The sequence below is a fragment of the Mycobacterium paraffinicum genome, assembly GCF_001907675.1.
Taxonomy (GTDB): domain Bacteria; phylum Actinomycetota; class Actinomycetes; order Mycobacteriales; family Mycobacteriaceae; genus Mycobacterium; species Mycobacterium paraffinicum_A.
This window is the reverse complement of record NZ_MPNT01000021.1, coordinates 46,510-71,726: the sequence shown is the minus strand read 5'-3', so window position 1 is coordinate 71,726 and position 25,217 is coordinate 46,510. Positions and strand designations below refer to the sequence as shown.

27 protein-coding genes are annotated in these 25,217 nt (G+C 68.7%); 8 read left to right on the top strand and 19 right to left on the bottom strand.

Annotation, left to right across the window (positions count from 1 at the left end; translation table 11 throughout):
- Positions 1-192: 192 nt before the first annotated feature.
- On the bottom strand, positions 193-1,833 hold the full coding sequence (gene fadD5, locus BRW65_RS20815; protein ID WP_073877791.1) for a fatty-acid--CoA ligase FadD5: 1,641 nt from the start codon (positions 1,831-1,833) through the stop codon (positions 193-195).
- A gap of 162 nt (positions 1,834-1,995) precedes the next feature.
- Here fadD5 and BRW65_RS20810 point away from each other — a divergent pair, with 162 nt between their 5' ends.
- Positions 1,996-2,688 (top strand): GntR family transcriptional regulator, encoded by a 693-nt coding sequence (locus tag BRW65_RS20810; RefSeq protein WP_073877789.1) that lies wholly within the window; start codon positions 1,996-1,998, stop codon positions 2,686-2,688.
- Between the two features lie 139 nt (positions 2,689-2,827).
- Here the strand turns inward: BRW65_RS20810 and BRW65_RS20805 are convergent, their stop codons facing one another.
- Together BRW65_RS20805 and BRW65_RS20800 are read right to left on the bottom strand one after the other, a co-directional pair.
- The gene (locus tag BRW65_RS20805) at positions 2,828-3,268 is read right to left on the bottom strand and encodes an SRPBCC family protein (protein WP_073877787.1); all 441 of its coding nucleotides are present in this window, start codon (positions 3,266-3,268) and stop codon (positions 2,828-2,830) included.
- A gap of 93 nt (positions 3,269-3,361) precedes the next feature.
- Positions 3,362-3,853, bottom strand: a complete 492-nt coding sequence (locus tag BRW65_RS20800; protein WP_432206444.1) for an acyl-CoA thioesterase — start codon at positions 3,851-3,853, stop codon at positions 3,362-3,364.
- A gap of 14 nt (positions 3,854-3,867) precedes the next feature.
- On the opposite strand from BRW65_RS20800, the gene BRW65_RS20795 reads away from it, so the two are divergent.
- On the top strand, positions 3,868-4,977 hold the full coding sequence (locus BRW65_RS20795) for an alcohol dehydrogenase catalytic domain-containing protein (protein ID WP_073877785.1): 1,110 nt from the start codon (positions 3,868-3,870) through the stop codon (positions 4,975-4,977).
- A gap of 106 nt (positions 4,978-5,083) precedes the next feature.
- Here BRW65_RS20795 and BRW65_RS20790 read toward each other — a convergent pair whose 3' ends face one another.
- From BRW65_RS20790 to BRW65_RS20745, 10 genes are all read right to left on the bottom strand, one after another.
- A complete protein-coding gene (locus BRW65_RS20790; protein WP_073877783.1) occupies positions 5,084-6,277 on the bottom strand; it encodes an enolase C-terminal domain-like protein in 1,194 nt (397 codons plus the stop codon).
- Between the two features lie 73 nt (positions 6,278-6,350).
- Positions 6,351-7,874, bottom strand: coding sequence for a flavin-containing monooxygenase (locus tag BRW65_RS20785; RefSeq protein WP_244168148.1), 1,524 nt, complete (start codon positions 7,872-7,874; stop codon positions 6,351-6,353).
- Positions 7,871-8,599, bottom strand: coding sequence for an SDR family NAD(P)-dependent oxidoreductase (locus tag BRW65_RS20780; RefSeq protein WP_073877781.1), 729 nt, complete (start codon positions 8,597-8,599; stop codon positions 7,871-7,873). Before BRW65_RS20780 ends, BRW65_RS20785 begins: the two co-directional genes overlap by 4 nt.
- A complete protein-coding gene (locus BRW65_RS20775) occupies positions 8,596-8,994 on the bottom strand; it encodes a nuclear transport factor 2 family protein (protein ID WP_073877779.1) in 399 nt (132 codons plus the stop codon). The genes BRW65_RS20780 and BRW65_RS20775 overlap by 4 nt, the downstream gene beginning before the upstream one ends.
- Positions 8,984-9,748 (bottom strand): HpcH/HpaI aldolase family protein, encoded by a 765-nt coding sequence (locus BRW65_RS20770; protein ID WP_073877873.1) that lies wholly within the window; start codon positions 9,746-9,748, stop codon positions 8,984-8,986. Before BRW65_RS20770 ends, BRW65_RS20775 begins: the two co-directional genes overlap by 11 nt.
- Positions 9,745-10,719, bottom strand: coding sequence for a zinc-binding dehydrogenase (locus BRW65_RS20765; protein ID WP_073877777.1), 975 nt, complete (start codon positions 10,717-10,719; stop codon positions 9,745-9,747). Before BRW65_RS20765 ends, BRW65_RS20770 begins: the two co-directional genes overlap by 4 nt.
- 1 nt (position 10,720) lies before the next feature.
- A complete protein-coding gene (locus BRW65_RS20760) occupies positions 10,721-11,896 on the bottom strand; it encodes a cytochrome P450 (protein ID WP_073877871.1) in 1,176 nt (391 codons plus the stop codon).
- Between the two features lie 62 nt (positions 11,897-11,958).
- On the bottom strand, positions 11,959-12,663 hold the full coding sequence (locus BRW65_RS20755; RefSeq protein WP_073877775.1) for an NIPSNAP family protein: 705 nt from the start codon (positions 12,661-12,663) through the stop codon (positions 11,959-11,961).
- The gene (locus tag BRW65_RS20750) at positions 12,663-13,256 is read right to left on the bottom strand and encodes a hypothetical protein (RefSeq protein ID WP_073877773.1); all 594 of its coding nucleotides are present in this window, start codon (positions 13,254-13,256) and stop codon (positions 12,663-12,665) included. Before BRW65_RS20750 ends, BRW65_RS20755 begins: the two co-directional genes overlap by 1 nt.
- Positions 13,257-13,394: 138 nt before the next feature.
- Positions 13,395-14,564: a CaiB/BaiF CoA transferase family protein gene (locus tag BRW65_RS20745; RefSeq protein WP_073877771.1), complete on the bottom strand. Its 1,170-nt coding sequence runs from the start codon at positions 14,562-14,564 to the stop codon at positions 13,395-13,397.
- Positions 14,565-14,672: 108 nt separating this feature from the next.
- Here BRW65_RS20745 and BRW65_RS20740 point away from each other — a divergent pair, with 108 nt between their 5' ends.
- Entirely contained in the window at positions 14,673-15,347 is a 675-nt protein-coding gene (locus BRW65_RS20740; RefSeq protein ID WP_073877769.1) for a DUF427 domain-containing protein, read from the top strand.
- 29 nt (positions 15,348-15,376) lie between these two features.
- Here the strand turns inward: BRW65_RS20740 and BRW65_RS20735 are convergent, their stop codons facing one another.
- A complete protein-coding gene (locus tag BRW65_RS20735; protein WP_347876634.1) occupies positions 15,377-16,027 on the bottom strand; it encodes a TetR/AcrR family transcriptional regulator C-terminal domain-containing protein in 651 nt (216 codons plus the stop codon).
- Between the two features lie 119 nt (positions 16,028-16,146).
- On the opposite strand from BRW65_RS20735, the gene BRW65_RS20730 reads away from it, so the two are divergent.
- Positions 16,147-17,052 carry an alpha/beta hydrolase gene (locus tag BRW65_RS20730; RefSeq protein ID WP_073877765.1) on the top strand — a complete coding sequence of 302 codons (906 nt, stop codon included), beginning with the start codon at positions 16,147-16,149 and terminating at the stop codon, positions 17,050-17,052.
- Positions 17,036-17,683, top strand: coding sequence for a maleylpyruvate isomerase family mycothiol-dependent enzyme (locus tag BRW65_RS20725; protein ID WP_073877763.1), 648 nt, complete (start codon positions 17,036-17,038; stop codon positions 17,681-17,683). Before BRW65_RS20730 ends, BRW65_RS20725 begins: the two co-directional genes overlap by 17 nt.
- Before the next feature lie 155 nt (positions 17,684-17,838).
- Here the strand turns inward: BRW65_RS20725 and BRW65_RS20720 are convergent, their stop codons facing one another.
- The 5 genes from BRW65_RS20720 to BRW65_RS20700 all read right to left on the bottom strand — a co-directional run bounded on the left by BRW65_RS20720 (position 17,839) and on the right by BRW65_RS20700 (position 22,666).
- The gene (locus tag BRW65_RS20720) at positions 17,839-18,567 is read right to left on the bottom strand and encodes a ZIP family metal transporter (protein ID WP_073877761.1); all 729 of its coding nucleotides are present in this window, start codon (positions 18,565-18,567) and stop codon (positions 17,839-17,841) included.
- A 120-nt stretch (positions 18,568-18,687) separates the two neighbouring features.
- On the bottom strand, positions 18,688-19,863 hold the full coding sequence (locus tag BRW65_RS20715; protein ID WP_073877759.1) for an acyl-CoA dehydrogenase family protein: 1,176 nt from the start codon (positions 19,861-19,863) through the stop codon (positions 18,688-18,690).
- Positions 19,863-20,783, bottom strand: coding sequence for an LLM class F420-dependent oxidoreductase (locus BRW65_RS20710; protein WP_073877757.1), 921 nt, complete (start codon positions 20,781-20,783; stop codon positions 19,863-19,865). Before BRW65_RS20710 ends, BRW65_RS20715 begins: the two co-directional genes overlap by 1 nt.
- 15 nt (positions 20,784-20,798) lie before the next feature.
- Positions 20,799-21,680, bottom strand: a complete 882-nt coding sequence (locus BRW65_RS20705; protein ID WP_073877863.1) for an acyl-CoA thioesterase — start codon at positions 21,678-21,680, stop codon at positions 20,799-20,801.
- Between the two features lie 113 nt (positions 21,681-21,793).
- Positions 21,794-22,666: a carotenoid biosynthesis protein gene (locus BRW65_RS20700; RefSeq protein WP_244168147.1), complete on the bottom strand. Its 873-nt coding sequence runs from the start codon at positions 22,664-22,666 to the stop codon at positions 21,794-21,796.
- Positions 22,667-22,976: 310 nt separating this feature from the next.
- On the opposite strand from BRW65_RS20700, the gene BRW65_RS20695 reads away from it, so the two are divergent.
- From BRW65_RS20695 to BRW65_RS20685, 3 genes are read left to right on the top strand one after another with little or no spacing between them, the layout of a single operon-like run.
- Positions 22,977-23,795, top strand: coding sequence for an SMP-30/gluconolactonase/LRE family protein (locus BRW65_RS20695; protein WP_073877753.1), 819 nt, complete (start codon positions 22,977-22,979; stop codon positions 23,793-23,795).
- A gap of 13 nt (positions 23,796-23,808) precedes the next feature.
- Positions 23,809-24,645 carry a thioesterase family protein gene (locus BRW65_RS20690; RefSeq protein ID WP_073877751.1) on the top strand — a complete coding sequence of 279 codons (837 nt, stop codon included), beginning with the start codon at positions 23,809-23,811 and terminating at the stop codon, positions 24,643-24,645.
- Positions 24,646-24,673: 28 nt separating this feature from the next.
- Positions 24,674-25,213, top strand: a complete 540-nt coding sequence (locus BRW65_RS20685) for a TetR/AcrR family transcriptional regulator (protein ID WP_073877749.1) — start codon at positions 24,674-24,676, stop codon at positions 25,211-25,213.
- Positions 25,214-25,217: the final 4 nt, after the last annotated feature.

The window sequence follows — 25,217 nt, the reverse complement described above, 5'->3', positions numbered from 1 at the left end:
CCGCAAGCGGGAGGCACTGCCAACGCGGCCGGGCACGCCCCCGATTCGGCCCGACCCAACGTGTGTGACCATCGGCTCCCTACTGGCAAGTAGTAACGGAGACCACAGGAATGTACCCGATGGCCATGCACGTGTGAACTGCATCTGCACAATTAACCCTTCGTCAACAACGGGCAAACGTTACAGGATCCGTCAGCTTTCCTCTCTGGTCGGGAATTCCCTTGCACCGGAACGGTTTTCATCGAAATTTGCGGTTCCGTAACGCATCCGCAGCTCAGTCTTGAGCACCTTGCCGGCGGGGTTGCGCGGCAAGGCATCCACGATCTCGAGCGCCTTGGGATGCTTGTAACGCGCCAGCCGCTCGGTCAGGAACTCCTCGAGCTCGTCGAGCAGCAGCCGGTCGCCGGCGACGGCCGCAACCGCGATCGGCACCTCGCCCCACTTCTCGTGGCTGCGCCCGATGACCGCGACCTCGACGATGCTCGGATGGCTGGCCAAGACGTTCTCCACCTCGGCGCAGTAGATGTTCTCGCCGCCGGAGATGATCATGTCCTTCTTGCGATCCACCACCCAGACGTAACCCTCCTCGTCCATCCGGACGAGGTCGCCGGAATGGAACCACCCACCGGCGAACGCCTCGGCGGTGGCCTCCGGGTTGTTCCAGTAGCCGCTCATCAATGTTGGTGCGCGGTAGACGATTTCGCCGACCTCGCCGATCGGCACGTCGTTCATGTTCTCGTCGACCACGCGGGCGGCCACGGTCGGGATCACCCTGCCGACCGAGCCGCGTTTACGGATCGCGTCCTCGCCCAGCAGCATGCAGGTCACCGGCGACATCTCGGTCTGGCCGAAGGCGGCGATGATCTGGGTGCCGGGGAACGTCGCCGACATCTCGCGCAGCAGGGCGTCCGGCGCCGGCGCGGCTCCCCAGGACATCACCCGCAGCCTCAAGTCGCGGGGCCGGGCCTGTTGCTCGGCGCACACGGCCTGCCACTGCGCGGGCACCAGGAAGAGGCTGGTCACCTTCTCTTCGGCCAGCACGTCGAGCAGTTGCCCCGGCTCGAAGGCGCCGAGCGGGTAGATGACCGTCGGGGTGCCCAGCAGCAGCCCGGTCAGCATGTTCCCGATGCCCGCGATGTGGAAGAAGGGGACGCCGACGAAACCGACGTCGTTGTTGATGTCGGCGCCGTTGGTGTACAGGCCCGTCATGGTCTGGCCGGTCAGGTTGGTGTGGGTGAGCACGGCGCCCTTCGGGCGGCCCGTGGTGCCCGAGGTGTACATGATCAGCGCCGGAGAATCGTTCGGGATGTCGACGGGGTCGTGCAAGGCCCGTCGCTCGTTGATCAGGTCTTCGTAGCCGAGCACGCTGTCGTCGCCCGCGCCGCCGGCCACGACGATCGTGCCCACCAGCGGCTCGACCTCGCGGACGCCGGTGGCCACCGGGGCGAGCACCGATTCGGTGATCATCACGCGGGCTTCGCAGTCCTGGACGAGGAAGGCGATCTCGGCGGGCGTGAGCCGGAAGTTCAGCGGAACGGCGATCGCCCCGAGCATGTTGACCGCCAGCACCGATTCGACGAATTCGGTGCGGTTGAGCATCAACACCATGACGCGGTCGCCGAAGCCGACTCCGCGACGGCTCAAGGCACCGGCCAGCGCCGTCACCCGCTGCCGCAGGTCCCCCCACGTCATGGTCTTACCCAGGAACCGCAGCGCCGGGGCGCCGGGCTGCATCAGGGCGTGCCGTTCGAGTTGGGTCACCCAATTCTGGCGCCGCGACAAGTACGGCTGCTCTGTCGCCTGCGCCAGATGGCTCGCTAATTGCGCGGTCAACTCCAGCCTTCCCCTTCACTCGCGCACCGCTTGCGCCAGGTTGATATTTGATAAAACATGGTGTTGTCTGGGTCACATTATGGCCTCAAAGGGCCCGCTGACAAGCCCCGATGAAAGTTTCAAACCAACCTCCGCGAAGCCCCGAAAGCCCTGGCAGCCCCCGTGAACGCACCGATATCCACGCGACTGAGGCGGCGACGGCCACTGCGCCGGGCGCAGTTGTCCGACGAGGTCGCGGGTCACCTTCGGGCGGCGATCATGTCCGGGGCGCTGCGGCCGGGGACCTTCATCCGCCTTGACGAAACCGCCGCCGAGCTCGGCGTCAGCGTCACGCCGGTGCGCGAAGCCCTGCTCAAGCTCCGCGGCGAGGGCATGGTGCAGCTCGAACCCCACCGCGGCCACGTCGTGCTTCCACTCACCCGGCAGGACGTCGAGGACATCTTCTGGCTGCAGGCCACCATCGCCAAGGAGCTGGCCGCCGCGGCGACCGACCACATCACCGACGCGGAAATCGACGAGCTCGAACGCATCAACGAGGCGCTCGCGGCGGCAGTCGGGTCCAGCGACACCGAGACCATCGCGGGCATCGAGTTCGCGTTCCATCGGGTCTTCAACCAGGCGAGCGGGCGCATCAAGCTGGCCTGGTTCCTGCTCAACGCCGCGCGCTACATGCCGGTGCCGCTCTACGCGGCCGATCAGCAGTGGGGCGCGGCCGCCGTCGACAACCACCGGCAGCTGATCGCCGCCCTGCGCCGGCGCGACGCGGCCGCGGTGATCGAGCACACCGTGTGGCAGTTCACCGACGCGGCGGCGAGGCTGACAGAGATACGGGGCCGCACGGGGATCTTCGAGTAGCGGCGGTCGCAAGCGCGGCGAAGCCGGGCGCCGCGGGCCGCCGCGATAGACCTGCGGCGGTCGCAAGCGCGGCGAAGCCGGGCGCCGCGGGCCGCCGCGATAGACCTGCGGCGGTCGCAAGCGCGGCGAAGCCGGGCGACTACCCCGCGGCCAGCTGTTCTGCGCGCCGCTTGAGGCTTTCGGCGAGGTGGTCCAGGACGTTGCCAACGAGCTGCTTGACCATCGGCGCGGGAACCGGCATCGACGTCTCGACATCCAAGTCCACGGTCAGCAAGCTCGATGTGCCCATCTCCACCACGCTGAACAACTGCTCCTGCTTGGTGAACAGGTCGCCCTGCTGCAGGACGGTCTGGATCTGGTTCTCCCCGGGGTAGTACACGGCCTGGATGAACACGCTCTGCATGCCTTGGTAGTCGGTGTCGAGCCGCAGCTGGCTGGGGCGCCCGTCGTCGTAGCGGGCGAGCACCCACAGGCCCTTGATCTCTTCGTTCCACTGCGGGTAAGCCTCGAAGTCCGCGACGATGGCCATGATCGAGGCGGCGTCGGCGCCGATCTCGACGGTCTTGCTCATAACTGGCATTGGCGAAGCATAGCCGGGTGGGCGACGCGTCCCGACGGTGCGGCCCAGGCGCCGATTTACGCGAAAGCCCAGGCGCGGCGGGCAATCTCGGGCCTATCGGTCCACGCGCGCCGTCGACAGCAACGACCGGATGGGGTCGGGGATTTCGATCGGCTTGCGGCTGGCGCGATCAACGTAGACGTGCACCCAATGGCCCAGCGCGGTGATCGGCTGAGCCTGCCCGTCCCGCGCCGCCCGGAACACGCCGAGCCGGTAGGTGACGCTGCTGCGGCCCAGCCGGGTGACCGCCACCCCCACCGTGAGGCCCTCGGGGAAATGCAACTCGGAGAAGTACCGACAGCCCGACTCGGCGACGATGCCCAGTGCGGGCGTGGTGAGCGGGTCCAGCCCGGTGCTGGTGTTGATCCAGGCGTTGATGGCCGTGTCGAACAACTGGTAGTACACGGCGTTGTTCAGGTGGCCGAACATGTCGTTGTCGGCCCACCGGGTTCCCACCGGCCACAGCACCGGGAAGTCGTCGCTGGTCAGTCCGTCCGGTGCCGGCGGCACCGCCGGAGCCGGCGAGACCGGGGGTTGGCAAGCCATGGTTGTATTCCAGCATGGTTCAGATTCGGGGAGCCGTGCTGGACCGGATCGGTCTGGCCCGCCCATATGCCGAATCCCGGCCGATCCGGGTCATCGATCTCGACCTGGATCCGCCCGGCAGCGGTGAGGTGATGATCCGCATCGAGGCCGCAGGCGTCTGCCATTCCGACCTGTCGGTGGTCGACGGCAACCGGGTGCGGCCGGTGCCAATGCTGCTCGGTCACGAGGCGGCCGGAATCGTCGAGCAGATCGGCGACGGCGTTTCGGATCTCGCGATCGGCCAGCGGGTGGTGCTGGTGTTCCTGCCCCGGTGCGGCCACTGCGCGGCCTGCGCGACCGGGGGCCTGACACCGTGCGAGCCGGGCAGCGCGGCCAACGCGGCCGGGACGTTGCTGGGCGGGGACATTCGGCTCAACCAGGCCGGCCACCGCGTGTATCACCACCTCGGGGTGTCGGGCTTCGCGACGCACGCGGTGGTCAACAGGGCCAGCGTGGTCCCGGTGCCACCCGACGTGCCACCCGAGGTCGCCGCGCTGCTGGGCTGCGCGGTGCTGACGGGCGGGGGCGCCGTGCTCAACGTCGCCGATCCGCAACCGGGCCAGACGGTGGCCGTCGTCGGCCTGGGCGGTGTCGGCATGGCGGCGGTGCTCACCGCGCTCACCTACGACGGCGTGCGCGTGGTCGCCGTCGACCAACTGCCCGACAAGCTGGCCGGCGCGCGCGCCCGCGGCGCACACGAGGCCTACACCCCGCAGCAGGCCGTCGACGCCGGCGTGAAAGCCGCGGCGGTCATTGAGGCCGTCGGCCATCCCGCCGCCCTCGAGACGGCCATCGCCCTCACCGCCCCGGGCGGGCGCACCATCACCGTCGGGTTGCCGCCGCCGGACGCGCGAATCTCGTTGTCCCCGTTGGGCTTTGTTGCCGAAGGACGATCGCTGATCGGCAGTTACCTGGGCTCGGCGGTGCCCAGCCGTGACATCCCCCGGTTCGTGGCGCTGTGGCAGTCGGGCCGGCTTCCGGTGGAGGCACTGGTGTCCTCATCGATCGGGCTGGATCAGATCAACGAGGCGATGGACAACCTCGCCGACGGCACCGCCGTCCGGCAGCTGATCAGGTTCGACTAGCCGCTACCGACTCCCCGCCATTTCCACGGCGAGCGCGCGTGTCTGTACGACGACACGCCGCTATCGGCGGCATTTCGCGCACGCTCGCGCGCGAGGGGCCGCCCCGCTACCGCGGGTGCAGGGGCGCGACGGGTTCCACCACCGTCTCCGGCAGGCGGTGTTCTTCGATGTAGTCCCAACGGATTTCGTAGCCCAGTCCGGGCGCCGACGGTATCTCGACGAAGCCGTCCGGGGTGAGGGGGTCGCACGGCGCCGTCAGGTACGGCGGCGCGGCGTCGTAGCGAGCCCCGGGCCCGAGCAGGCCGCGCTCGTAGTACTCACAGACGTCGTCGCTGGTCGCGCCGAGGACCTGCAGGTTGCCGAAGCCGCTCATGTGCAGCTCGCACCGCATGCCGACGGCCTCGCACATTCCGGCCAGTTTCATCACGCCGGTGATGCCTCCGCGCAGGACGTCGATGCGGCTGATGTCGGAGGCCTGGCGCAGGATCCAGTCCGCGCGGGTGTAGATGCCGCCCTCGGCGATCTCGGGAGAGCAGATCGGGATGTCGAGCTCGTCACCGAGCCGCCGGTAGGCCTCCACCCGGTACTCCGGCATGGGGTGCTCGTACCAGTAGAAGCCCAGCCGCTGAAGCTCGCGACCGACGCGCAGCGCGTCCTCGTAGGTGTGGTAGGTGCCCCAGGGATCGAACATCAACACCATCTCGTCGCCCACCGCGGCCCGAACCTCGCGACACACCCGGATGTCCCAGTCCACATACGACGGCCGCGGCAGCGCGAACTGACCGGTCGCCGGATTCCAGTAGTGGTAGGGGTGAATCTTGTAGGCGCCGTAGCCCTGACGCTTGCAGTCGACGGCGTGCGCGGCATATTCCTCGGGCGACCCGAGATTGTTGAAACTGCTGGCGTAGGCCTTGACCCGGTCGCGTGCGCCGCCCAGCAGTTTGCGCACCGGCAGTCCGGCGACTCGGCCGGCCAGATCCCACAGGACCAGATCGATGACGCTGCAGACGTTCTCGGGCAGTTTGGCCGCCCACAGCTGGCGCCAGATCTCGGCCCGGTCGAACGGGTCCTGGCCGGCGAGCAACGGGCTCAGGAATTGGGTGATGATCGCCCGATCCCCCGGCAGCAGGCCGTCCTGGTCCCCGTGGAAGTGGCCGCCGAAATAGTAGCCCTCGACGCCCTCGTCGGTGAGCACCTTGGTCACGGTTTGCACCACCCGGTAATCGGTCATCAGCTGGCCGAACGAGATTCGGTCGACGCATGTCTCGAACGGCACGACCTGAAGGCCGGTGATCTTCATGGCAGCACATTCTGCCGACGGTCCCGGCGCTCAGGGTAGGGGCGAAGGTCCCGCGCCGGTCTCGTGCAAGGCGTCACTGAGGGCGTGCGCCTGCAGCGCGAACAGCCGCTCGGACGTCGGCGAATCCGGCCAGGGAATCGGTGGTGGGCTCGAATTGGAAGTCGCCCGGATTGAACCTGCGTGTCATGCCCCAGAAGCTGCGCGCGCTTCGCGGCCACTGGGTGACCACGCGGCCGTTGGCGGCGCGAAAGTAGTTGCTGCACTGGGTGGTCCAGACGGTGCCGACCATCCAGCGGTCGATCTTGGCGATGAAGTCCGCCAGGGCGGCGGGCCGCACCGCGATGTAGGTCTTGCGCCTACGTCGCAGGTGCTTCAGCGCACGCACGATGTAGTGTGCCTGGGCCTCGAGCATGAAGATGACGCTGTTGGAGCCGACGTTGGTGTTCGGTCCGTACAACATGAAGAAGTTCGGAAACCCCGGCACGGCCATCCCGAGGTAGGCGTGTGCCCCGTCGCGCCAGGCCTCGCGCAGCGTCATCCCGCCCTCCCCGGACACGTCCAGCTCCCCCAGGTAGTCGGCGGCGGCGTAGCCGGTCGCGCAGACCACCACGTCGACCTCGCGTTCGGTGCCGTCCTCGGTGACCAAAGACCGCGCGCGCAGGTACCGCGCGGGGCTGGTCAGCACCTCGACGTTCGGCTGGGTCAGCGCGGTCAGGTAGTCCGAGGAGAACACCAGCCGCTTGCAGCCCAGCGGGTGGGTCGGGGTGAGCTTGCGGCGCAATTCCTCGTCCGGAATGGCCTTTTGGAGCAGGTCGAGGGCGGCCGCCTTGAACTCCTGGGTCTTCTCGCTGCCGTTCTCGATCACCGATATGTTGGCTTCGCTGCGTAGCCACAGCCGGGTCCGGTACAGCTTCTTGGCCCACGGCAGGTGGGCGAATGCCCAGCGCTCGCCGCGCGTGTAGTGCCGATCGGGCTTGGGCAGGATCCAGGTCGGCGATCGTTGCACCGAATAGACCCGGCCGGCCACCCTGGCCAATTCGGGCAACAGCTGCGACGCCGTGGAGCCCGTGCCGAGCACGGCGATCCGCTTGCCGTCGAGCGGGATCGAGTGGTCCCACCGCGCCGAGTGCATCAGCGTTCCGGTGAAGGGCTCCTGCTCCACGAGGTCGGGCAGGCGCGGGCGGGTGAACAGGCCGACGGCGGAGACCACCACGTCGAAGTGGTGCAGCCGCCCCTCGGCAGTGGTCAGGCACCACCGCCGGGCATTTTCCTCCCACCGCGCGGACCGGATATCGGTGCGCAGCTTCAGGTGCGGCTCCAGGCCGTACTTGTCGGCGCAGCGCTGGAAGTACGCCAGTATCTCGGGCTGCCCCGACCACAGCCGCGTCCAGCCCGGATTCAGGTCGAACGAGTAGGAGTACAGGTGAGATTTGACGTCGCACGCCAGCCCCGGATACGTGTTGATCCGCCAGGTGCCACCGACGCCGTCCTCCCGGTCGAAGATGGTGAAGTCCCGGAAGCCGGCCCGCGACAACAGGATTCCCAGGGCCAGTCCGCCGGGCCCGGCGCCGATGATGCCGATCGTGGGGCGGGTCATCGGATCTGCACGCATTGGCCACCGTCGACGACCAGTTCGGCACCGGTGATGAACGACGCCTCCTCGGAAACGAGGAACGCGACCGCGTCGGCGACCTCGCGTGGTTGGCCGATCCGCCCGAAGGCCGACGACGCGGCCAGCCGCAGCTGGGTGGCGTCATCGAGCATCGGGGTCGCGATCGGTCCGGGGAACACGGCATTGACCCGGATGCCGAGGGGGGCCAGCTCCGCCGCGGCGTTCTGGGTCAGGCCGCGCAGCGCCCACTTCGCCGAGCCGTAGGCGGCGTGGTGCGGGAAGGGGCGAATGGCGCCGGTGCTGCAGATGTTGACGATCGCGGCCTGATCCGCCGCACGCAGGTGCTCCAGCGTCACGTGGATGCCCAGGAACGCGCCGAAACAGTTCACCCGCCAAGAGTTTTCGAAGTCGTCGGCGGTCTCGTCGGCCAGCGACGCCCGGTGCAGCGCGCCGGCGTTGTTGACCAGCGCGGTCAGCGCGCCGTAGCGGTCGATCACGGCGCGCACGGCCGACCGCCACAGCGGTTCGGAGGTGACGTCGAGTTCGATCGCGATCACCCCGTCGTCGCCCAATTCGCTTACCAGGCCGGTCAGCTCGTCGGCACGCCGGTCGCAGGCGGCCACTGAGAAGCCGTTGGCGCGCAGCCGTGTGGCGATGGCCCAGCCCTGCCCGCCGGCCGCGCCCGTGACCAGGGCGACGCGTTCGTTCATGACGGTGTCACCTCGGGCGTGTCGGACAGGCCGCGGCCGGTGACGAACTGGCAGCGCCGTCGCCGGAAACGCCACCGCCCGCCCGTGCGCACCAGTTCGTCGTCGTATAGGGCGGGCCGTAGGCGCAGGTCGCCCGCCCGCACGAACAACACCTGCGACCGGGCCGTCGCGCTGTCGTCGTGGACGTCGATCCGGGAGACGCCGGTCAGGTGCAACCCGCGCGGGGCGTCCCGGAACATCTTCCCGATGCCGTCGTGTCCGGCGAAGACCCTGCCATAGACCAGGAATTCGGCGTCGGGGGTGAACAGCCCCAGGCACTCGTCGATGTCGCCCGCGTCCAGCGCCAGTGCGTAGCCGGCGAGCAGCTCGCCGACCGCGGCCCGGTCATCCGTCATGGGTCGCCTCCCGCAGGTGCTCCGCGGCGCCTCGGCGCAGCGCGTGCGACTCGGCCGTCAGGGTGATCATCGACAATCCCAGCTTCGCCATGGCCCGGCCCGTCGGGCCGTCCCCGGCGTGGATGCCGGTCACCAGCCCGGCCGCGGTGGCCGCGCGGTGGGTTTGCACGATGGCGTCCAGCACGGCCGGATGCCTGGTCGCGCCAACCACATCCGCGCCCAGCGAGAGCGCCAGATCGGCGGGCCCGACATAGAGCCCGGCGAGCCCGTCGACGGCGCAGATCTGGTCGAGGCCGGACAGCGCCGCGGCGGTCTCGATCATCGCGAACACGCTGACCCGAGATTCCAGCGCCGCGGTGTCGCGGCCCAGGCTGGCGCGCAGCGGGCCGAAGCTGCGGATGCCCGCGGGCTGGTAACGGGTGGCCGCCACCGCCGCGGCGGCCTGGTCCGCCGACTCGACCATCGCGATGACGACGGCGTCGGCGCCGGCGTCCAGTACGCGCCCGATCGGTGCCGCGTCGGCGTTGGGCAGCCGCACCACGGTGGCGATGGGCAGGTGTTCGATTGGGCGCAGCATGCCGGCGATGTCGGCGTCGTCGAGGTATCCGTGCTGCGCGTCGAAGCCCACGTAGTCGTAACCGGCCCTGGCGAATTCCTCCGGGCCGAGCAGCGTGGGACCTGTGATCCACCCGCCCCATATCGGACCGCCCCGCTGCAGCGCCCGCTGCAACGCGCTGCGCGAGTCGTCGCTCACGCGCACTCCCCGATCGCGATCTTGACGCGCTCGGGGACGGGCCGGCAGGCCAACTCGAAGGCGCCCTGCACGTCGTCGACGCCGAATGTGTGCGTCAGGTAGGTGGCAAGCAGTTCCGGGTGTTCGGCGGCGAACTTGCCGGCGAGCTCCAGCACCCGCCGCCGGTCCAGCGTCACACCGGATTTCAGCGTCAGGTTGTTGCGCAGCATGGCGCGCATGTTGATGGGGTAGGCGTCGTCGTCGGCGACGCCGAAGTAGAGGACGGTGCCGCCGGGCGCGGTGGCCTCGATCGCGTGGCCGAGCGTTGCGACCTGGTGACCCACGGCCTCGATGACGACGTCGGCGCGGTCGCCGGCGGCGAGCTGGCTCACCCACCGGTCGCTGGTGGCGCGCACCGGGTCGTCGACGCCGAATGCGGTTGCCACGCTTGACCGGTCGACGGGATCGACTCCAGTGACGCGCCGGGCGCCGGCCGCCTTGGCGACGTAGGAGAACAGCAGGCCGATCGACCCCTGCCCGATGATCGCCACATGCCTACCGGCAAGATCCGGCAGTTGCTCGCAGGCGTAGAGCACGCACGCCAGCGGTTGCAGGCCGACCGCCTGCGCCGGGGTCAGCGCCGGGTCGTACGGCGCCAGGCCGTCGCCGTTGCTGACCACGCGCTCCATCATGCCGTCGAACCCGGAGGCCCAGCCGACAACGCGATCACCGGGCCGATGCGCGCGATGGCGGCTGGCGAGCACCTCGCCGGCGACTTCATGGATGGGGAAGCCGTCCTTTTCGGCCCCGCTGGGCCCGTCGTCGCCGGGAAGGCGGCCGCGGGCACCGCGAAAGGCCGGCAGGTCGCTGCCACACACGCCGGCCGCCGTGAACCGCAGCAGGACCTGGCCGTCGATGAGGCACTCGGGCGTCTTCTCCGCGATCGTCGTCCGCTCGAACTGGTAGGGGGCGATGATCCGGTAGGACCACACGTCAGACCTCCACCGGGATGTTGTTCCAACCCCACTGGAAACTGGACGGCAACCGCCTGGCGGCTTCGGCCCGGATCATGAACTCGGGCACCCGGCGTAGCCATTCCTGCAGCAGCACAGCGACTTCCAGCCGGGCGAGGTGGTATCCGATGCAGAAGTGTTGGCCGCGACCGAAGGCCAACGAGCGGCGGATGGGCCGATCCCAGATGAACTCGTCGGGTTCGGGGTATTCCCGTTCGTCGCGGTTGGCCGAGGCGAGCAGCGTGATGACGCGCTGCCCGGGCCGGACGGTCTCGCCGTGAATGGTGAAGGGTTTCCGCGCGGTTCTGGCGAACCATTGCGCCGGCGCGCAGAACCGGATCATCTCCTCGCGCGCAACGGGCACGGTGTTCTCGGGGTCGGCGCGCACCGCGGCCAGCTGGTCGGGCCGCTGCATGAGCTCCCACAGCCCATGGGCGACGATCTTGGGCACCGTCTCGGTGCCGCCGATGAAGATGCAGAGCATCTGGGTGGCGACTTCGACGTCGTCGAGCGGGCTGCCGTCGGGCAGGCGGTAGCCGAGCAGGCCGTCGACGACCGCCAGCGGCTCACCCGACCGGTCGGCGCGGCGGCGTTGCACCGCGGGCAACAGGTATTCGAAATAGTTTGGCCGCGCTTCGGCGGTGTCCACCCCGACACCGGGCTCGGCGAGGCTGCCCGCGTTGACCGCGGCCAGCACCCGTGGCGCGAGATCGGTTGAGATGCCGAGCAGTTCGCACACGACGGATGCCACGACGATGCCGCCGTAGTCCTGGGTCAGGTCGAACGAACCGCGCGGCAACAGCTCGTCGAGCCGCTCGTTGGCCAGCCGCCGGATCCGCGCCTCCCAGCCCGCGACCGATCTGGGGCGCAGCGGCGCCGAATGCGCGCGGCGGATCTCCGCGTACAGGTCCGTGTCGAACACCGCGTGGAACGGCAGCGGGTGCAGCGGCGGGTCGTCGACCGGGCCGGTGTTGTGCTTGGCCAGGACGGACGCCGCCGGCAGGGTGCCCTCGGACGCGACGAAGGTGCCGTCGTTGACCTCCAGCACCTGCCAGATGTCCTCGAAACGGGACAGCGCGTAGGTGTCCCATTGCGGCATGTAGTAGACGGGATGGTCGTCGCGCAGGATCCGGTAGTACGGCAGCGGATTCGCCATCACCCGCGCGTCGAAGGGGTCGTAGGCGAAGTCTGTGGAGTCCAGGGCCGCTGGCTGGCCCGTCACTGCAGCGGTGAGGGCGGTAGCGCCTGCAGGATCGAGTCCTCCCAGCCGTCGCGCAGGGCGGGCGCCACGCTCATCCAGGTGACGATCTCGGCGGGCGGGCTGTCTTTCCACGAGGGGTAGTGGTTGGCGAAGCATTCCCAGCCGCCGTCCAACGCCCAGTAGTGGATGACCTCGTTGTAGCGGAAGGTCGTGGTGAACGAACCGAGCCAGCGCTTGCCGGTACGTTCCGACCATGGGACGTAGAGGCGCTCGAGTTCGCGGATGTAATCGTCTTGACGCCCCGGCTTGGTTTGCATGATCTCCTGAATCACCAGCGGCGCAGCGAAATTGGCCTCGCGCAATTGCGCGAGGGTCTTGTTGCTGGGGCCTGGGTACATGATTCGGCCCTCACCCGCGGCGCCGATGTCGGCCAGGAAGGCCGACCATTTACCCGCCGCGGACTCGTGGCTGCCGCCGCGTGACTGGGCGGCCCCGATTCGTGCGTAGTCGGCGAACCCGTCGATCTCCCAGATGATCGTCACCTGTGGCCAGTGCCCGTTGTAGGGCGTGGTCTCCCAGATCGCGAACAGCCGCGCGCCCAGCTCGTCCATCATCGGCCGGTAGGTGTCGCAGAAGACCTCGGTAAGGTGGTCGCTACGCCCGGCGCCGAGCGACACCGTCTCATGCAAATAGAGCAGCGTGTGGCGAAAGTACTTCTTCATCAGTCGAGCCGGACCAGCCCCGAGTCGCCGCGCCCGCAGGTTGCCAAGTCGCAGAGTAGCGTCTCGGTGGAATAGACTGTGGAGCAATCGATTCCGGCCGCCGCCAGCGCGTGGCCCTTGAACCTGCGCGCCGCCGCGCTGAGCGCGTACTGCGCACGGGCCACCCCGCGATCCACCCGCAGTGGCCATCCGGCCGGCGCTTGACCCCACAACGCGACTTCGGTCATCCGGTCGTCCAGCGACTCGAGCACCTGGTCGCGTACCCGCGCGTCCGCCGCAAACGCCTCGGCGCTGACGGCCAGGCTCTCCCTCGTCGCGCCCGGGCCCACGGTGGCGAAGTATTCCTCCACGTCCAGCGCCTGCACGCCGAGGATGCGCAGCGACCGGGCGTCGCTGCCGTCCGGCAGGAGCACGGTTACCTGCCAACCGGCCATCGCCCGGTCATAGAGCCACCCGCCGGCCGATTGGACGACGTCGAGGGCGCTCGCCGCGACGACGTCGAGCCGGTATCGCAGACAATCGCGGTCCGCGCGGCTGGCTCGGGCGGCCTTGACCCGGCCGCCATGGCTGATGTCGAGCGTGGACGTGACCATTCAATCCATTCCTCACCGCCGCACCGCAACCGGGCTTTGGCGCTCACCGCAACGCTTGTCCTGGGCTGGGGGCCGCCTCGCGCGGCTCATCGGACAGCGTGACACTTGGGAGGAATTTTGTAAAGGTGCGACCGGTGGTCACGAGCCGCGGCGTGCCTTGAGTTCGGCCAGCACTTCCTCGGTGTGCTGCCCCAGTTCCGGTGCCGCGGAACGCGGCGCCCAGGGTGTCCCGTGGAAATCGGCCGGCGTGGCCACCATTGCGACGCCGGCTTCCCCGTCGGGCACGTCGACGATGCCGCCCGCCGCGTGGAACTGCTCGTCGGCGACGACGTCCTCGAGGCTGTTCACCGGTGACCAGAAGAAATCGGGTTCGGTGGCGAAGGTCTGCGCCCATTCGTCGAGGGTCCGGGTGGCAAAGACGGCGTCCAGTTCGGCGATCAGCGCCGCCGCGTTGACGAAGCGCGCGTAGGCGTCGGCGAAGCGGGGGTCGTCCAGCCACTCCGGATGGCCGACGGCGCGACACAGCGGGGGCCAGTGCCGGTCACCGTCGAGCCCGACGATCCAGAACCGCCGCCCGTCGGCGGTGGCGTAGTTGTTCATGCAGGGGTTGCCCATGGATTCGCGCTGCCCGATAGCGATCGGTTGGCCGGTCAGCAGATACGTGTTCAGGTCGAAGCTGACGGTGTAGGCGCCCTGGCGGTACAGCGACGTGGTGACCAGCTGGCCGGTTCCGGTGCGCTGCCGGGCCACCAGCGCCGCGCAGATCCCCGCGGCCAGGGTCATGCCGGCCGAGTGATCCCCCATGCCGCCGCGCTGGAACGGCGGCGTGTCGCCGGGGCGGGTGAGCAGGTGCGCCACGCCGGCGCGCGACCAGAACGCGGCGACGTCGTAGGCGGCGCGGTCGGCGTCGGGACCGGTTTCGCCGTAGCCGGTGATCAGGCCGTAGACCAGGCGGGAGTTGTGGGCAGCCACCGAGTCGAAGTCCAATCCCAGGCGTCGCAACGCGCCGGGTCGCACATTGGTGACGAAAACGTCGGCGTCGGCGAGCAATTCGAACGCGGTGCCGCGGCCCGCCTCCTCCGCGAGGTTCAACACGACGCTGCGCTTGGAGCGGTTGTCCATTTCGAACGGCGGATTGACGCCGAGGTCGCAGCCCAGCATCCGGCCGAACAGACGCCCGGGATCGCCGCTCGGCGGTTCGATCTTGATGACGTCGGCGCCCCAGTCGGCCAGGATGCCACCGGCGGCCGGCCCGGCCACCCAGACCCCGAGCTCGACGACCTTGACGCCCTCCATTGGTCCCGCCATGGGCGCTCCCACTCTCTGCCAGTTGAACGTCACGCCACAGCAACGCTGCATTGCGAGTGCCACGCTAGCGTGACGTTCGGGGGAAGTTGCCCACGATGGGAGGAGACCATGAGCCTGGTTGCCGGACGTGGTCCGCTGAGCAGCGATCCGGCCGGGCGATTTGCGCCCCCGCTGCCCGGCGACGTCGTCTTCGTCGAGCCTCATCCGCGCCGCGTCCAAGCGGTTCGGGATGGGCGCCTGGTGATCGACACCGAAGGGGCGCTGCTGGTGCACCGGCGGGGCCGCCCGCTCAGCTATGTCTTCCGCGCCGAGGAGGTCGGCGACCTACCCACCGAAGCCGAGCCGGAGGCACCGGGCTTCGTGCACGTGCCCTGGGACGCCGTCGACACCTGGCTGGAAGAGGGGCGCGAACTGGTCCACTACCCGCCCAACCCCTATCACCGCGTCGACTGCCGCCCCACCAAGCGCCGCCTGCGGGTTTCGGTCGCCGGCACGGTGCTGGTGGACACCGACGACACGGTGATCCTGTTCGAGACCTCGCTCGAGCCCCGGCTCTACGTCGATCCGGCGCACGTGCGAACCGACCTGCTGCGCCGCTCACAGACATCGAGCTACTGCAATTACAAGGGGTCCGCCACCTACTGGTCGACGGGCGACGTCGAGGATGTCGCGTGGAGCTACCCCGATCCGCTGCCCGAAAGCCTGCTCATCAAAGGGTTTTTCAGCTTCGACGCCGACCGCGCCGACGTGATCGCGGAGCTGCCGGTCGGCCGCCTTAGCTAGACGTTGCGCGCCAGGCGCAAGTTGGGCGCTCAACGCTGTGGGTTGCGCCGACTGTTCCGCTTCGACCGAGGTGCGTGTGCGCGAGCCTGGATGCCGGTTAGCAGCATGTCGAGGGCGCGGTTGAAGTCCGCCGCCATCGACGACTGTTGACTGGTGGACGCCAGTGCCGCCAGGTGGGGGTGGTCGTCGCCCGCCAGGCGTCCGATGCGGCCGGCGGCATCGATGTTGGCCTGCTCCGGGACGCCCGCCGCCACCGGCCCGGCCAACTCCACTTGAGCGGCACCCATGATCAGGCTCAGTACCCCGCGAAAGGCGGCCAACAGATCGTGGTCGGTAAGTCCGCCCCGGCCCAGTGCGGCGACGAGCTGTTCTGCGGGCCCGAAGCCCTCGTTCGAGAAGGTGCGGCGGGTCAAGACCAGCGGGACGGCGTTACGGTGACGGCGCATCGATTCCCACACCGCGATCGCGATGGACTTCACGTCAGCAAGCCAATCCTCGGATGGCGCAGGTAGTTTCACGTCGGCCAGCACCGCCTCGGCGACTAGAGCTTCGAGTTCCTCTCGGTCTCTGACGTAGTTGTAGAGCGTCATCGGTCCGGTGCCCAGGGCGGTTGCCAGCGAGCGCATGTTCAGCGCGCCCAGCCCGTCGCGATCGACGATTCCCATTGCGTGGGCGCGCACTTCAGAGACGGTGAATCGGGCCCGGATAGCCCACCTCCTTACTAGACGCCACTTGACACGTACAGCGTACCTAACGTAGTTCTATACGTACATCGTACGTATAGAACGAAGGTATTCTCATGAGCACTCCCATCACCACCAACGCGGTGTCATTCACCTCGCGCGGCGCTCGGTGCGCAGGCTGGCTGACATTGCCGCGCGGCGCCGGGCCCCATCCGGGGGTCGTACTCTGCCACGGCCTCGGCGCGACGCACGACATGGTGCTGTCGCAATACGAGCAGCATTTCGCGGACGCCGGCGTGGCGACGCTCGCCTTCGACTACCGGCACACCGGCGCGTCGGACGGTTCGCCACGGCAGCGCTTCAGCATGCGGCGACACCAACAGGACGTCGGAGCTGCGCTGGACTATCTGCATTGCCACGACGGTATCGACTCGCGCCGAATCGGGTTGTGGGGCACCAGCCTTGGTGCGATGCATGTGCTGCGGGAGGCCGCAGCCCGACGCGATCTCGCCGCGGTGGTCGTGCAGTGCCCGATCGTCCATGGACCGGCAACACTGACACGCAGCGGCTCGCGCGCCGCCGTCCGCGCGACACCGGCGATTCTCGACGACGTCCTTCGCCGGATGCGGGGCGCCGCACCGAGATATGTCCCGATCGTCGCCGAGCCGGGCAGTCTCGCCGCCGTCACCAGCCCCGGCGCTCTGGACGGCTGGTACTCCACGGTTCCCGCTGGCGCCACTTTCGACAACCGCATCGCCGCTGCCGACGTCATCGGCATCGGCATGACCAGTGCCAAACGCGGCGCCCACAAGATCGCGGCCCCTCTGCTGGTATGCGTCTCCGACCGAGAGACCCTGATGAACCCCCGCCACGCCGCCGACGTGGGACACCGCGCGCCGTATGGCGTCGTCCGGCACTACGACGGGGACCACTTCCAGATCTATCACCCGCCGCTCCTAGCGGAGCTGCTCGCCGACCAAACCCGATTCTTGCTGGAGCGCTTGCATGTCCAAGGCGGCTGATGCCCTGCAGGACAACGACGCCCGGCTCGTCGCATTTCTCGGTACCCTCACCCGAGATCAGTGGGCGCAGCCCAGCCTGTGCACGGAGTGGAGCAACCACGAAGTCCTGGCCCACCTCGTCGTTGGCTACTCCGCCACGCTGCCGTCGATCGCCGCCGCAATGCTGGGACACCGCGGTTCGTTCGACCGCACTAACTCCTCCATGGCCCGCGCGTTGGCAGCACGACGGGACCCACACGCCCTGGTCGACGACCTTGCGGCATTGACGCGGCAGGCGCGAGGCATCGGCCGTGTCTTCCCTCGCCGACTGCTCCTCGGTGATCACGTCATCCACCAACTGGACATCACCTACGCGCTCGGCGCAGACCCCTCGATTCCGGCAGCGACACTCGCAGCCGTTCTCGACACCGAGGTGGGAATCCCGAACCCGTTCGTCCCGGCCTCTGCTCGCGCCCGAGGCCTGAACCTGGTCGCCACCGACGCCACATGGTCACGCCCGAGTGATGGACCCACGGTCACCGGCGAAGCCGACCACCTTGCGTCGGTGCTGGCCGGCCGCCCCTGGGCGCTACGGCATTTGACGGGTAGCGGAGTCTCAGTACTCGCCGCCCGCCTCCAGCCGTCGCGATAGTCCATTACGTTACAACGCGCTGTCGACCCACTCTCATCAACGCGCGTACGACTCCCGTCGAAGTCTGACACAACGGCGATCGTCACCGAGGCGGTGCCCTGGGCCGGTAATTCTCGAAATCGATTGAATTCGAACGCCTTTGGCGTGCATCCGGCTCAGCTCGCCAGCTCGACGATGGCGAGCATGAACAGCACCCCGCCGATGGTGCATGCCAGGGTCACCGGAGTGCGGCGGCCGGCGTGCGCCCTCGGCAGGATGTCAGCGCCCGCCAGATACATCAGGAAACCGGCGAAGAACCCGAGGTACACCTCGAGCAGGCGGTGGGGAATCGTCACCGCCAACGTGAGCGCCGCACCGGCCAGCGGCGCGACGGCGTCGGCGGCCAACAGGGCCAGCGCCCTGCGGCGGTCATTCCCGTAGAGCGAACTGACGGTGTAGGTGTTGAAACCGTCCGCGAAGTCGTGGCCGATCACCGCGACCGCCACCACGGCGCCCGCACCGGCCCCCGCCTGGAACGCGGCCCCGATCGCGAAACCGTCCATGACGCTGTGGCCGATCAGCCCCGACGCCGCCAATATGCCGACGCCCGGCGCGTCCACATTCGCGGCATCACCCGATCCCTGTCCGCGATGGATGCCCACCGTGTGTTCGACGACGTGGAGGACCAGAAAGCCGACCACGAACGCCACGAGAGGAGCGGGCACACCGACCAGGCTCCACGATCGCTGGCTCAGCGCTTCCGGCAGCAGGTCGAATGCCACCGCACCCAGCATCAATCCGCCGGCGAGGCCGAGCACCAGGAAGCGGTAGGACCCGATCCGCAGCGCCGCATAACCGCCCAGCAGCGTGGTGATGAACGAGCCGAGGGCCACGAGGACAACCACTGCGGGCCCACCTCTCTGCGACCGGTACCCGTGACAAAGTAACGCGGGACGCGGGAATCGGCGACCTGGCACACCCGCGAATCTGGGCCGCGAAAGTGTGGTTAGCGAAGGGCGTTTGAGCTATCCACCGTAACTGGGGCGTCCCAGCTTGAGCTCGTGCTGGGCAATCATGTTACGGAAGACTTCCAGGGTGCCGCCATAGATCCCCAGCGGCAGCGCCAGCCGGTAAAGATGTTCTGCCGCACCGTCGGTGGCCGAGCCCGCGACTTCGGTGGGCAACGCCGACGCCGTCCCCAGGATGTCCATCAGGTCCGGCGTGATGTCGCGCATCGTCTGCGCGATCGCGACCCGTCCGAACATCCCGGGCGCGGAGAGCGCCGCCTCCATCCGCGCGGCGGCGCGCCCGAGCCGGTATTTCACCGAGTCGTCGTCCAGCGGCCGCCGGTCGCCGGGCCCGGGTTGGGCGGCGGCAGCCGCGACGGTGTCGACGACTTCGGCCATCAGGTCGCCGTGCGCCGACATCGCGGCAATGTATTGCAGGCCATGGTCTTCCGGGTCCACGATGCCGTGCTCGGAGTCCAGCGCCGCGCGCATCACCGTCCACCCGCCGTTCACCTCGCCGATGCGGTAACGGTCGTCGACGCGGACGTCGCTGTAGTAAACGATGTTGGTGCGGTCGCCGTCCAGGGTGCGGATGCCCTGGATCTCGATCCCGGGCGAGTCCAGCGGCACCAGGAACATGGTGAGGTTCCGGTGTTTGCGCCCCTGCGGGTCGGTGTTGGTGAGCAGGAAGACGTACCGGGCGTTCTGCGCGTTCGACGTGAACATCTTGGAGCCATTAATGATCCACCCGTCGCCGTCGCGCACGGCGCGTGTCTTGCAGGTGGCGACGTCGGAGCCGCCTTCGGGCTCGGTGTAGCCCAGGCAAAGCCGGATCTCGCCGGACAGCACGCCGGGCACGACCTGCTCGGCGAGTTCCGGCGCACCGAATTGGCGCACTAGCCGCGCGACCACGGATGTGGTGCCCCAGTGATACCACGGCGTATGGGCCCGGGCGATCTCGAGCTGGAAGACGCGCCGACGGACCGGGCTGAACCCGCCCTCGGACTCCAGCTTCCAATCCGATTCCAGGTAGCCGGCCTCGCCCAAGGCCAAATGCACTTGCTCGTCGAAGTTTTCGCCGAGCTCCAGCTGGCGGTGCAGCACCTCGTCCGTGACGTGCTTCGCGATGAACGCCCGGGTCTCGTCGCGGAAGGCCTGGTCCTCGGGGGAGAGTTCGACGCGGGAGAAGTCCATCAGGCCGCGTCGATCACCAGTGCGCGGAAGCGGTCGAGCGTCTCGAGCGCGTGGGCGATGCTGTCGCCCGGCAGGTGGACGCTGACCCACGTCACGCCAAGCTTGGCCAGCTTTTCCAAACCGTCGAGGTAGGCGCCGGCGTTGAAGTCGTCGTCGGTGATGCTGCCGCCCTCGAAGTTGGTGAAGGTGATGTCGATCGCCGACCAGTCCCGGCCCGCGGCATCGCAGCGGCGCCGCAGGTCGTCGATGCCCTCGCGCAGGCGTTCCGCCGAGTCGATGACGGCGGTGCCCGCCGTCTGGGCAAGTTGGGGAGGCGCCGGGAAGGGGCACCAACCGTCACCGTATTGCGCCACGCGCTGCCGCGCCGACGACGTGTTGCCGCCGATCCAGATCGGCGGGTGCGGGTCGCTGACGGGCCGGGGGTGCGCGGTGATCCCGCGGGCGCTGAAATGCTTTCCCTCGTACGTGATGTCGTCGCCGGTCCAGACCGCCCGGATCACCTGCAACGCTTCCTCGAACAGCTCGGCCCGCTCGTCGAAGCTGACGCCGAGTGCGGCGAACTCCCGCTTGAGGTAGCCGACACCGACCGCGAGCGTGAACCGCCCGCCGGACAGCAGATCCAGCGTGGCTCCAGACTTGGCCACCACGAACGGATTTCGATACGGCAGCACCACGATGTTGGGGATCAGCCGCAGCGTGCTCGTCGTGGCGGCCGCGAAGCCCAGCGCGACAAAGGGATCCAACGCGTCATGCCCGCCGGCCTCCAGCCAGCGCTGCGACGGCGCCGGGTGATCGGTGAAGCCGAACCCGTGAATGCCGGCCGCTTCGGTGGCGGCGGCCACCTTGCCGATGCCGTCACCGCTCACCAACTCCGGGTTGTACGGGTGGCTGTGCATCGGGTGGGTGATGGCGAAACGCATGACCGCGACCAGCCGCTAGAACCGTGCGCGGGAGTCGATGCCCGTGTCGCTGGTGCGCAGCGGCCTGATCAGCGCCTCTTGGGCGAAGGAGCACAACAGCGCGCCCTCCTCGGAATGCACCGTGCCGCGCACATATGACATTCCCGCGCCGACCTGGGTGCTCTCGTGGGTGTAGAGCAGCCAGCCGTCCCAGCGCACCGGTTCGTGGAACGCCACGGAGATGCTCATCGGCGCGGTGGACACGGTCAGGTGGGCCTGGGCGGTGCCGATGCCCGCGTGCGCCCGCATCGTGGTGGAGATGCCCAGGTGGCCGGTGAAGTAGGCGATCAGCGCCTTGGCCAGGTCGTCCCGCTCCGGGGTCGGGTCGTAATGCAGCCACGCGTACAGCTCTGGGGGCCCGACCTCGTCGGGGCTGTTGACGTCGACGACGTCGACCAGGCGCAGTTCGCGGCCGACCATCGGCATGGGCGAGGGGTTGGCGCCCGCGGGCCCGGTCACGTCGGGGCGCGGCAGGTGATGCCGGATGACGTCGCCGGTGGGGACGTCGGCCAGCACCGTGATGCTCAGGCAGCGCCGGCCGTTCTGCAGCACGGCGACCACGGCGGTGGCGGTGGACCGACCCTCGGCGACGACATCCAAGACGAGCTCGATGGGCTGCCCGACGGTCACGGCGCGGGAGAACACCGCGTGCGCCGAGCGCACGGACTTGTCCGGGAATCGCTTGGCCACCGCGACGATCGCCTGGGCGAGCACCTGGGTGCCCTCCACCACCTGCCGTTCGTCGCCGCCGGCGATGCCGGTGTCACCGGCGAACCGGTCCTGTCCGTCGGCCCGCACGTCGAACAGATCCAGCAGGCCCTGCACCGTCCACTCAGTCTGCTCAGATTCCGTGGTCAAGTCCCGCTCCACCTCTCGCGCTAGCAGCTTTCGGCTCAGCGTGACACTTTGACCAGGATTTGTAAAGCTTGGCTAACAAGGCCGCGGCGCGGCGGGTCGATGTAAAGCGCTCATTAGCACGAATTCTTTTGTGCGACAAGGGTATCAGCGAGAGCCGGCGATCGGCTGTAGAGCCGGACCAGCGCAATTATTCCGGTGCAGACGATTGTGAATATTGCCGCCGACGCCCCGGATTCGTACACGTCGGCGATCTGGATGGTTTTGCCCCCGCGGACAACGGCGCCGGCGGTCGGATGAATCAGGCCCGCGAATACCTGGGTGGCGGTGGAAATCCAGAACAGGCACGGTAACAGCCAGTAACTGCGGCTCTGGGTGACGGGTCGCGCCGGGAAGCTGGTTTCGGCGAGCGTGGCGAGTTGAAAGATCAACCAGCCGGTGAGGAGCCAGCCCAGGAAGTTGGTCAACGGGACACCCAGCGCCCCGGTCGGGTGGTGGTAGGAGTACCAGTCGTGCGCCGTCGCCCCGATAGGGTCGTACACCAGGTCATAGCCGCCGAGGATGAAGGTCGCGACGACAGGCGTCGTAAAACGTTCGGCGCCACCGACAACCGTGGAGGCATCTGGGCGCACAATCACCCGCGCCAGCGCCCAGGCCAGCCACCCGAAAATGATCCAGCTAGCCACGGCCACCGGCGGAACCCCCAGCGGTTTCGGGCCGGCTAGGTGATGTGTGTAAGAGCCGAACGGGAAACCGGTCGCGACACCGATTGCTTCCAAGGCGAATGCGACAACGCCGGCGATGACGACGAACGCGGCCATGCCTTTGGCGGAGTAACCCAGCCACGCATGGGCGACGACAAACAGAATGAGAAAGGCCATTTGGACGGCCCCGGCTTGAGCCGCCAGCGACGGACGCACTGCCATGACCACCGCGGCAAACAGTGTGAGGACGAGCAAGACCCAACACAGTGCTCTGAGAACGTTCAACCGTACCTCCCTTGGCCAGGGGATCGCGTCAGCGTATCGACTGCCGACAAGCGTGTCGAGCACGGTAAAGCGCCTCGCAGCGGACGGCCAGCAACGCAGTGTCGCCCGCCGCCCGCACTCGCGCCGTCGGCAGGCTTACCCATTGCCGTGGCCGAGATCGTTGCCATTGGCGGCTGCGAGGCCAACTGCTCGCGGCCTCGCCGCTCGGCGCGTGACGCGGTTGTGAGCGAACTCGTAGGAGATTGACACCGATACCCGCGGTGCATGACACTTTGGCGGTGTTTTGTAAAGCGGTAGAGGGGGTGCGCGGATGATTCCCGAACCGCTGGCCAACAGCTTCTGCTTCGGCGAGGGCCCGCGCTGGTTCGAGGGGCTGCTGTGGTTCTCCGACATGCTGGGCGAGGCCGTGCACACCTCGACCATGGGCGGGTCGGTGACCACCCTGCCGCTGCCTGGGCACTCGCCGTCGGGCCTGGGTTTCCGGCCCGACGGATCGCTGCTGATCGTCTCGGCCGAAGACCGCAAAGTGCTGCGCTACGACGGTGAAACAGTCGATCCCATCGCCGATCTCGCCGACCTGGCGCCGGCCAGCCTCGGCGACATGGTCATCGACGATGCGGGCCGCGCCTACATCGGCTGCCAGGCGATGAGCGGCGGCCGCATCATCCGGCTGGACCCGGACGACAGCGCCGCCGTCGTCGCCGAAGACCTCGACTTCCCCAACGGCATGGTGATCACGCCGGACCGCCGGACCCTGATCGTCGCCGAGTCGACCGGCCGACGGCTGACCGCGTTCAGGATCGACGAGGACGGCGGGCTCGCCGACCGCCGCGTGTTCGCCGAGGGCCTCGACGGACCGCCAGACGGCATCGCCCTCGACGCCGACGGCGCGGTGTGGGCGTCGATGACGCTGGCCCACCAATTCGAGCGGATCGTCGAGGGCGGCGCCGTGACCGACCGCATCGACATGGGTGAGCGCGTCGCCATCGCCTGCGCGCTCGGCGGCCCCGAGCGCCGGACGCTGTTCTTGTTGTCCAGCACGGACGCCTACCCCCAGCGCCTGGTCGGGACCCGGCTGTCCCGGCTGGACGCCGTCACGGTGACCACCCCCGGCGCCGGCCTGCCCTGACGAGAGGTTAAGGATGACCGACTCCTACTACGAGCTAGTCGACGGCGCCGACCCGCTGGGGGAAAGGTTTCGCGCCACCGACCTGGTGCGCGGAACCTGGTCGGCCGCGATCCAGCACGGCGGGCCGGTGTCCGCGCTGCTGGTCCGCGCCTTGGAGCGATGCGAACAGCGCGCCGACACCCGCCTGTCCCGCGTCGTCATCGACCTGCTGGGCGGGGTGCCCGCAGAGGGCGACCTGTGGGTCAACGCGCAGGTGCTCCGCGGGGGCAAACAGATCGAGCTGGTCGGCGCCGAGATGCTCGCCCCGGGTCCCGACGGGGAGCCCCGACCGGTCGCGCGCGCCAGCGGCTGGCGGTTGCAGACGCTGGACACCCGGGAGGTGGCCCACGCCGCGCCCGACATGCCCGCGCCGCGCAGCGAGGCGCGCGACCGCAACCTGAAGGCGCGCGACTGGGACCGAAACTACGTGCACAGCCTGGACTGGCTGTGGCTGACCGAACCGCTGAGCGAGGGCCCGGGCGAGTCGTGGATCCATCCGACCGTGGACCTGGTGACCGGCGAGAGCATGACGCCGCTGGAGCGCCTGTTCGCCGTCGCGGACTGCGCCAACGGCATCGGCAGCAAGCTGGACATCAGCCGGTGGACGTTCCTCAACACCGATCTGGCCGTGCACGTGTTCCGGGTTCCCGACGGCGACTGGATCGGCATCCGCGCCGAGACCAACTACGGCCCGGACGGCATCGGCACCACGGTCGGCACATTGTTCGACGAGCACGGCGCGGTCGGGGCCATCCAGCAGTCCGTCCTGGTGCGCCCGCGCCCGCCCAAGCCTGGCCGGGGGGCGAAATGACGTTCCACCACTTCGTAGAGTTGCAGATATGAGCCGGCCGGCCCAGACCGCAGAGCCTGACACCTCGACGCGGCAGCGCATCCTCGACGCCACCGCCGAGGTGCTCGGCCGCAACGGCAAGACGAAGCTGAGCCTCTCCGACGTCGCCGCCCAGGCCGGGGTGTCCCGCCCGACGCTCTACCGCTGGTTCGCGTCCAAAGAGGAGCTGCTGTCGGCCTTTTCGAGCTACGAGCGGCAGATCTTCGAGAGCGGCCTGGTCCGGGCCACCGCGGGCCTGAAGGGCGTGGACAAGCTCGACGCCGTGTTGCGCTTCATCGTCGAGTACCAACACTCGTACTCCGGCGTCCGCATGGTCGACGTCGAGCCGGAGCACACCATCGCCCAGTTCTCCGGCGTCATCCCGCAGATGCGGGAAGGCCTGCAGCGGCACCTGCCCGGACCCAACGCCGCGGTGAAGGCGGCGACCGTCATCCGGATCGCGATCTCGCACTACATCGTCCCCAGCGACGATGCCGACCAGTTCCTGGCGCAGCTGCGGCACGCGGTCGGCATCAAAGCGACTGATTAGCCAG

Excerpts from the sequence above, each read along its gene's own strand:
- BRW65_RS20805 (WP_073877787.1), bottom strand. The coding sequence starts at position 3,268 with ATGCCAGTTATGAGCAAGACCGTCGAGATCGGCGCCGACGCCGCCTCG.
- BRW65_RS20800 (WP_432206444.1), bottom strand. The coding sequence starts at position 3,853 with ATGGCTTGCCAACCCCCGGTCTCGCCGGCTCCGGCGGTGCCGCCGGCA.
- BRW65_RS20795 (WP_073877785.1), top strand. The coding sequence starts at position 3,868 with ATGGTTCAGATTCGGGGAGCCGTGCTGGACCGGATCGGTCTGGCCCGC.
- BRW65_RS20790 (WP_073877783.1), bottom strand. The coding sequence starts at position 6,277 with ATGAAGATCACCGGCCTTCAGGTCGTGCCGTTCGAGACATGCGTCGAC.
- BRW65_RS20785 (WP_244168148.1), bottom strand. The coding sequence starts at position 7,874 with ATGACCCGCCCCACGATCGGCATCATCGGCGCCGGGCCCGGCGGACTG.
- BRW65_RS20780 (WP_073877781.1), bottom strand. The coding sequence starts at position 8,599 with ATGAACGAACGCGTCGCCCTGGTCACGGGCGCGGCCGGCGGGCAGGGC.
- BRW65_RS20775 (WP_073877779.1), bottom strand. The coding sequence starts at position 8,994 with ATGACGGATGACCGGGCCGCGGTCGGCGAGCTGCTCGCCGGCTACGCA.
- BRW65_RS20760 (WP_073877871.1), bottom strand. The coding sequence starts at position 11,896 with ATGGCGAATCCGCTGCCGTACTACCGGATCCTGCGCGACGACCATCCC.
- BRW65_RS20755 (WP_073877775.1), bottom strand. The coding sequence starts at position 12,663 with ATGAAGAAGTACTTTCGCCACACGCTGCTCTATTTGCATGAGACGGTG.
- BRW65_RS20750 (WP_073877773.1), bottom strand. The coding sequence starts at position 13,256 with ATGGTCACGTCCACGCTCGACATCAGCCATGGCGGCCGGGTCAAGGCC.
- BRW65_RS20745 (WP_073877771.1), bottom strand. The coding sequence starts at position 14,564 with ATGGCGGGACCAATGGAGGGCGTCAAGGTCGTCGAGCTCGGGGTCTGG.
- BRW65_RS20740 (WP_073877769.1), top strand. The coding sequence starts at position 14,673 with ATGAGCCTGGTTGCCGGACGTGGTCCGCTGAGCAGCGATCCGGCCGGG.
- BRW65_RS20730 (WP_073877765.1), top strand. The coding sequence starts at position 16,147 with ATGAGCACTCCCATCACCACCAACGCGGTGTCATTCACCTCGCGCGGC.
- BRW65_RS20725 (WP_073877763.1), top strand. The coding sequence starts at position 17,036 with ATGTCCAAGGCGGCTGATGCCCTGCAGGACAACGACGCCCGGCTCGTC.
- BRW65_RS20715 (WP_073877759.1), bottom strand. The coding sequence starts at position 19,863 with ATGGACTTCTCCCGCGTCGAACTCTCCCCCGAGGACCAGGCCTTCCGC.
- BRW65_RS20710 (WP_073877757.1), bottom strand. The coding sequence starts at position 20,783 with ATGCGTTTCGCCATCACCCACCCGATGCACAGCCACCCGTACAACCCG.
- BRW65_RS20695 (WP_073877753.1), top strand. The coding sequence starts at position 22,977 with ATGATTCCCGAACCGCTGGCCAACAGCTTCTGCTTCGGCGAGGGCCCG.
- BRW65_RS20690 (WP_073877751.1), top strand. The coding sequence starts at position 23,809 with ATGACCGACTCCTACTACGAGCTAGTCGACGGCGCCGACCCGCTGGGG.
- BRW65_RS20685 (WP_073877749.1), top strand. The coding sequence starts at position 24,674 with ATGAGCCGGCCGGCCCAGACCGCAGAGCCTGACACCTCGACGCGGCAG.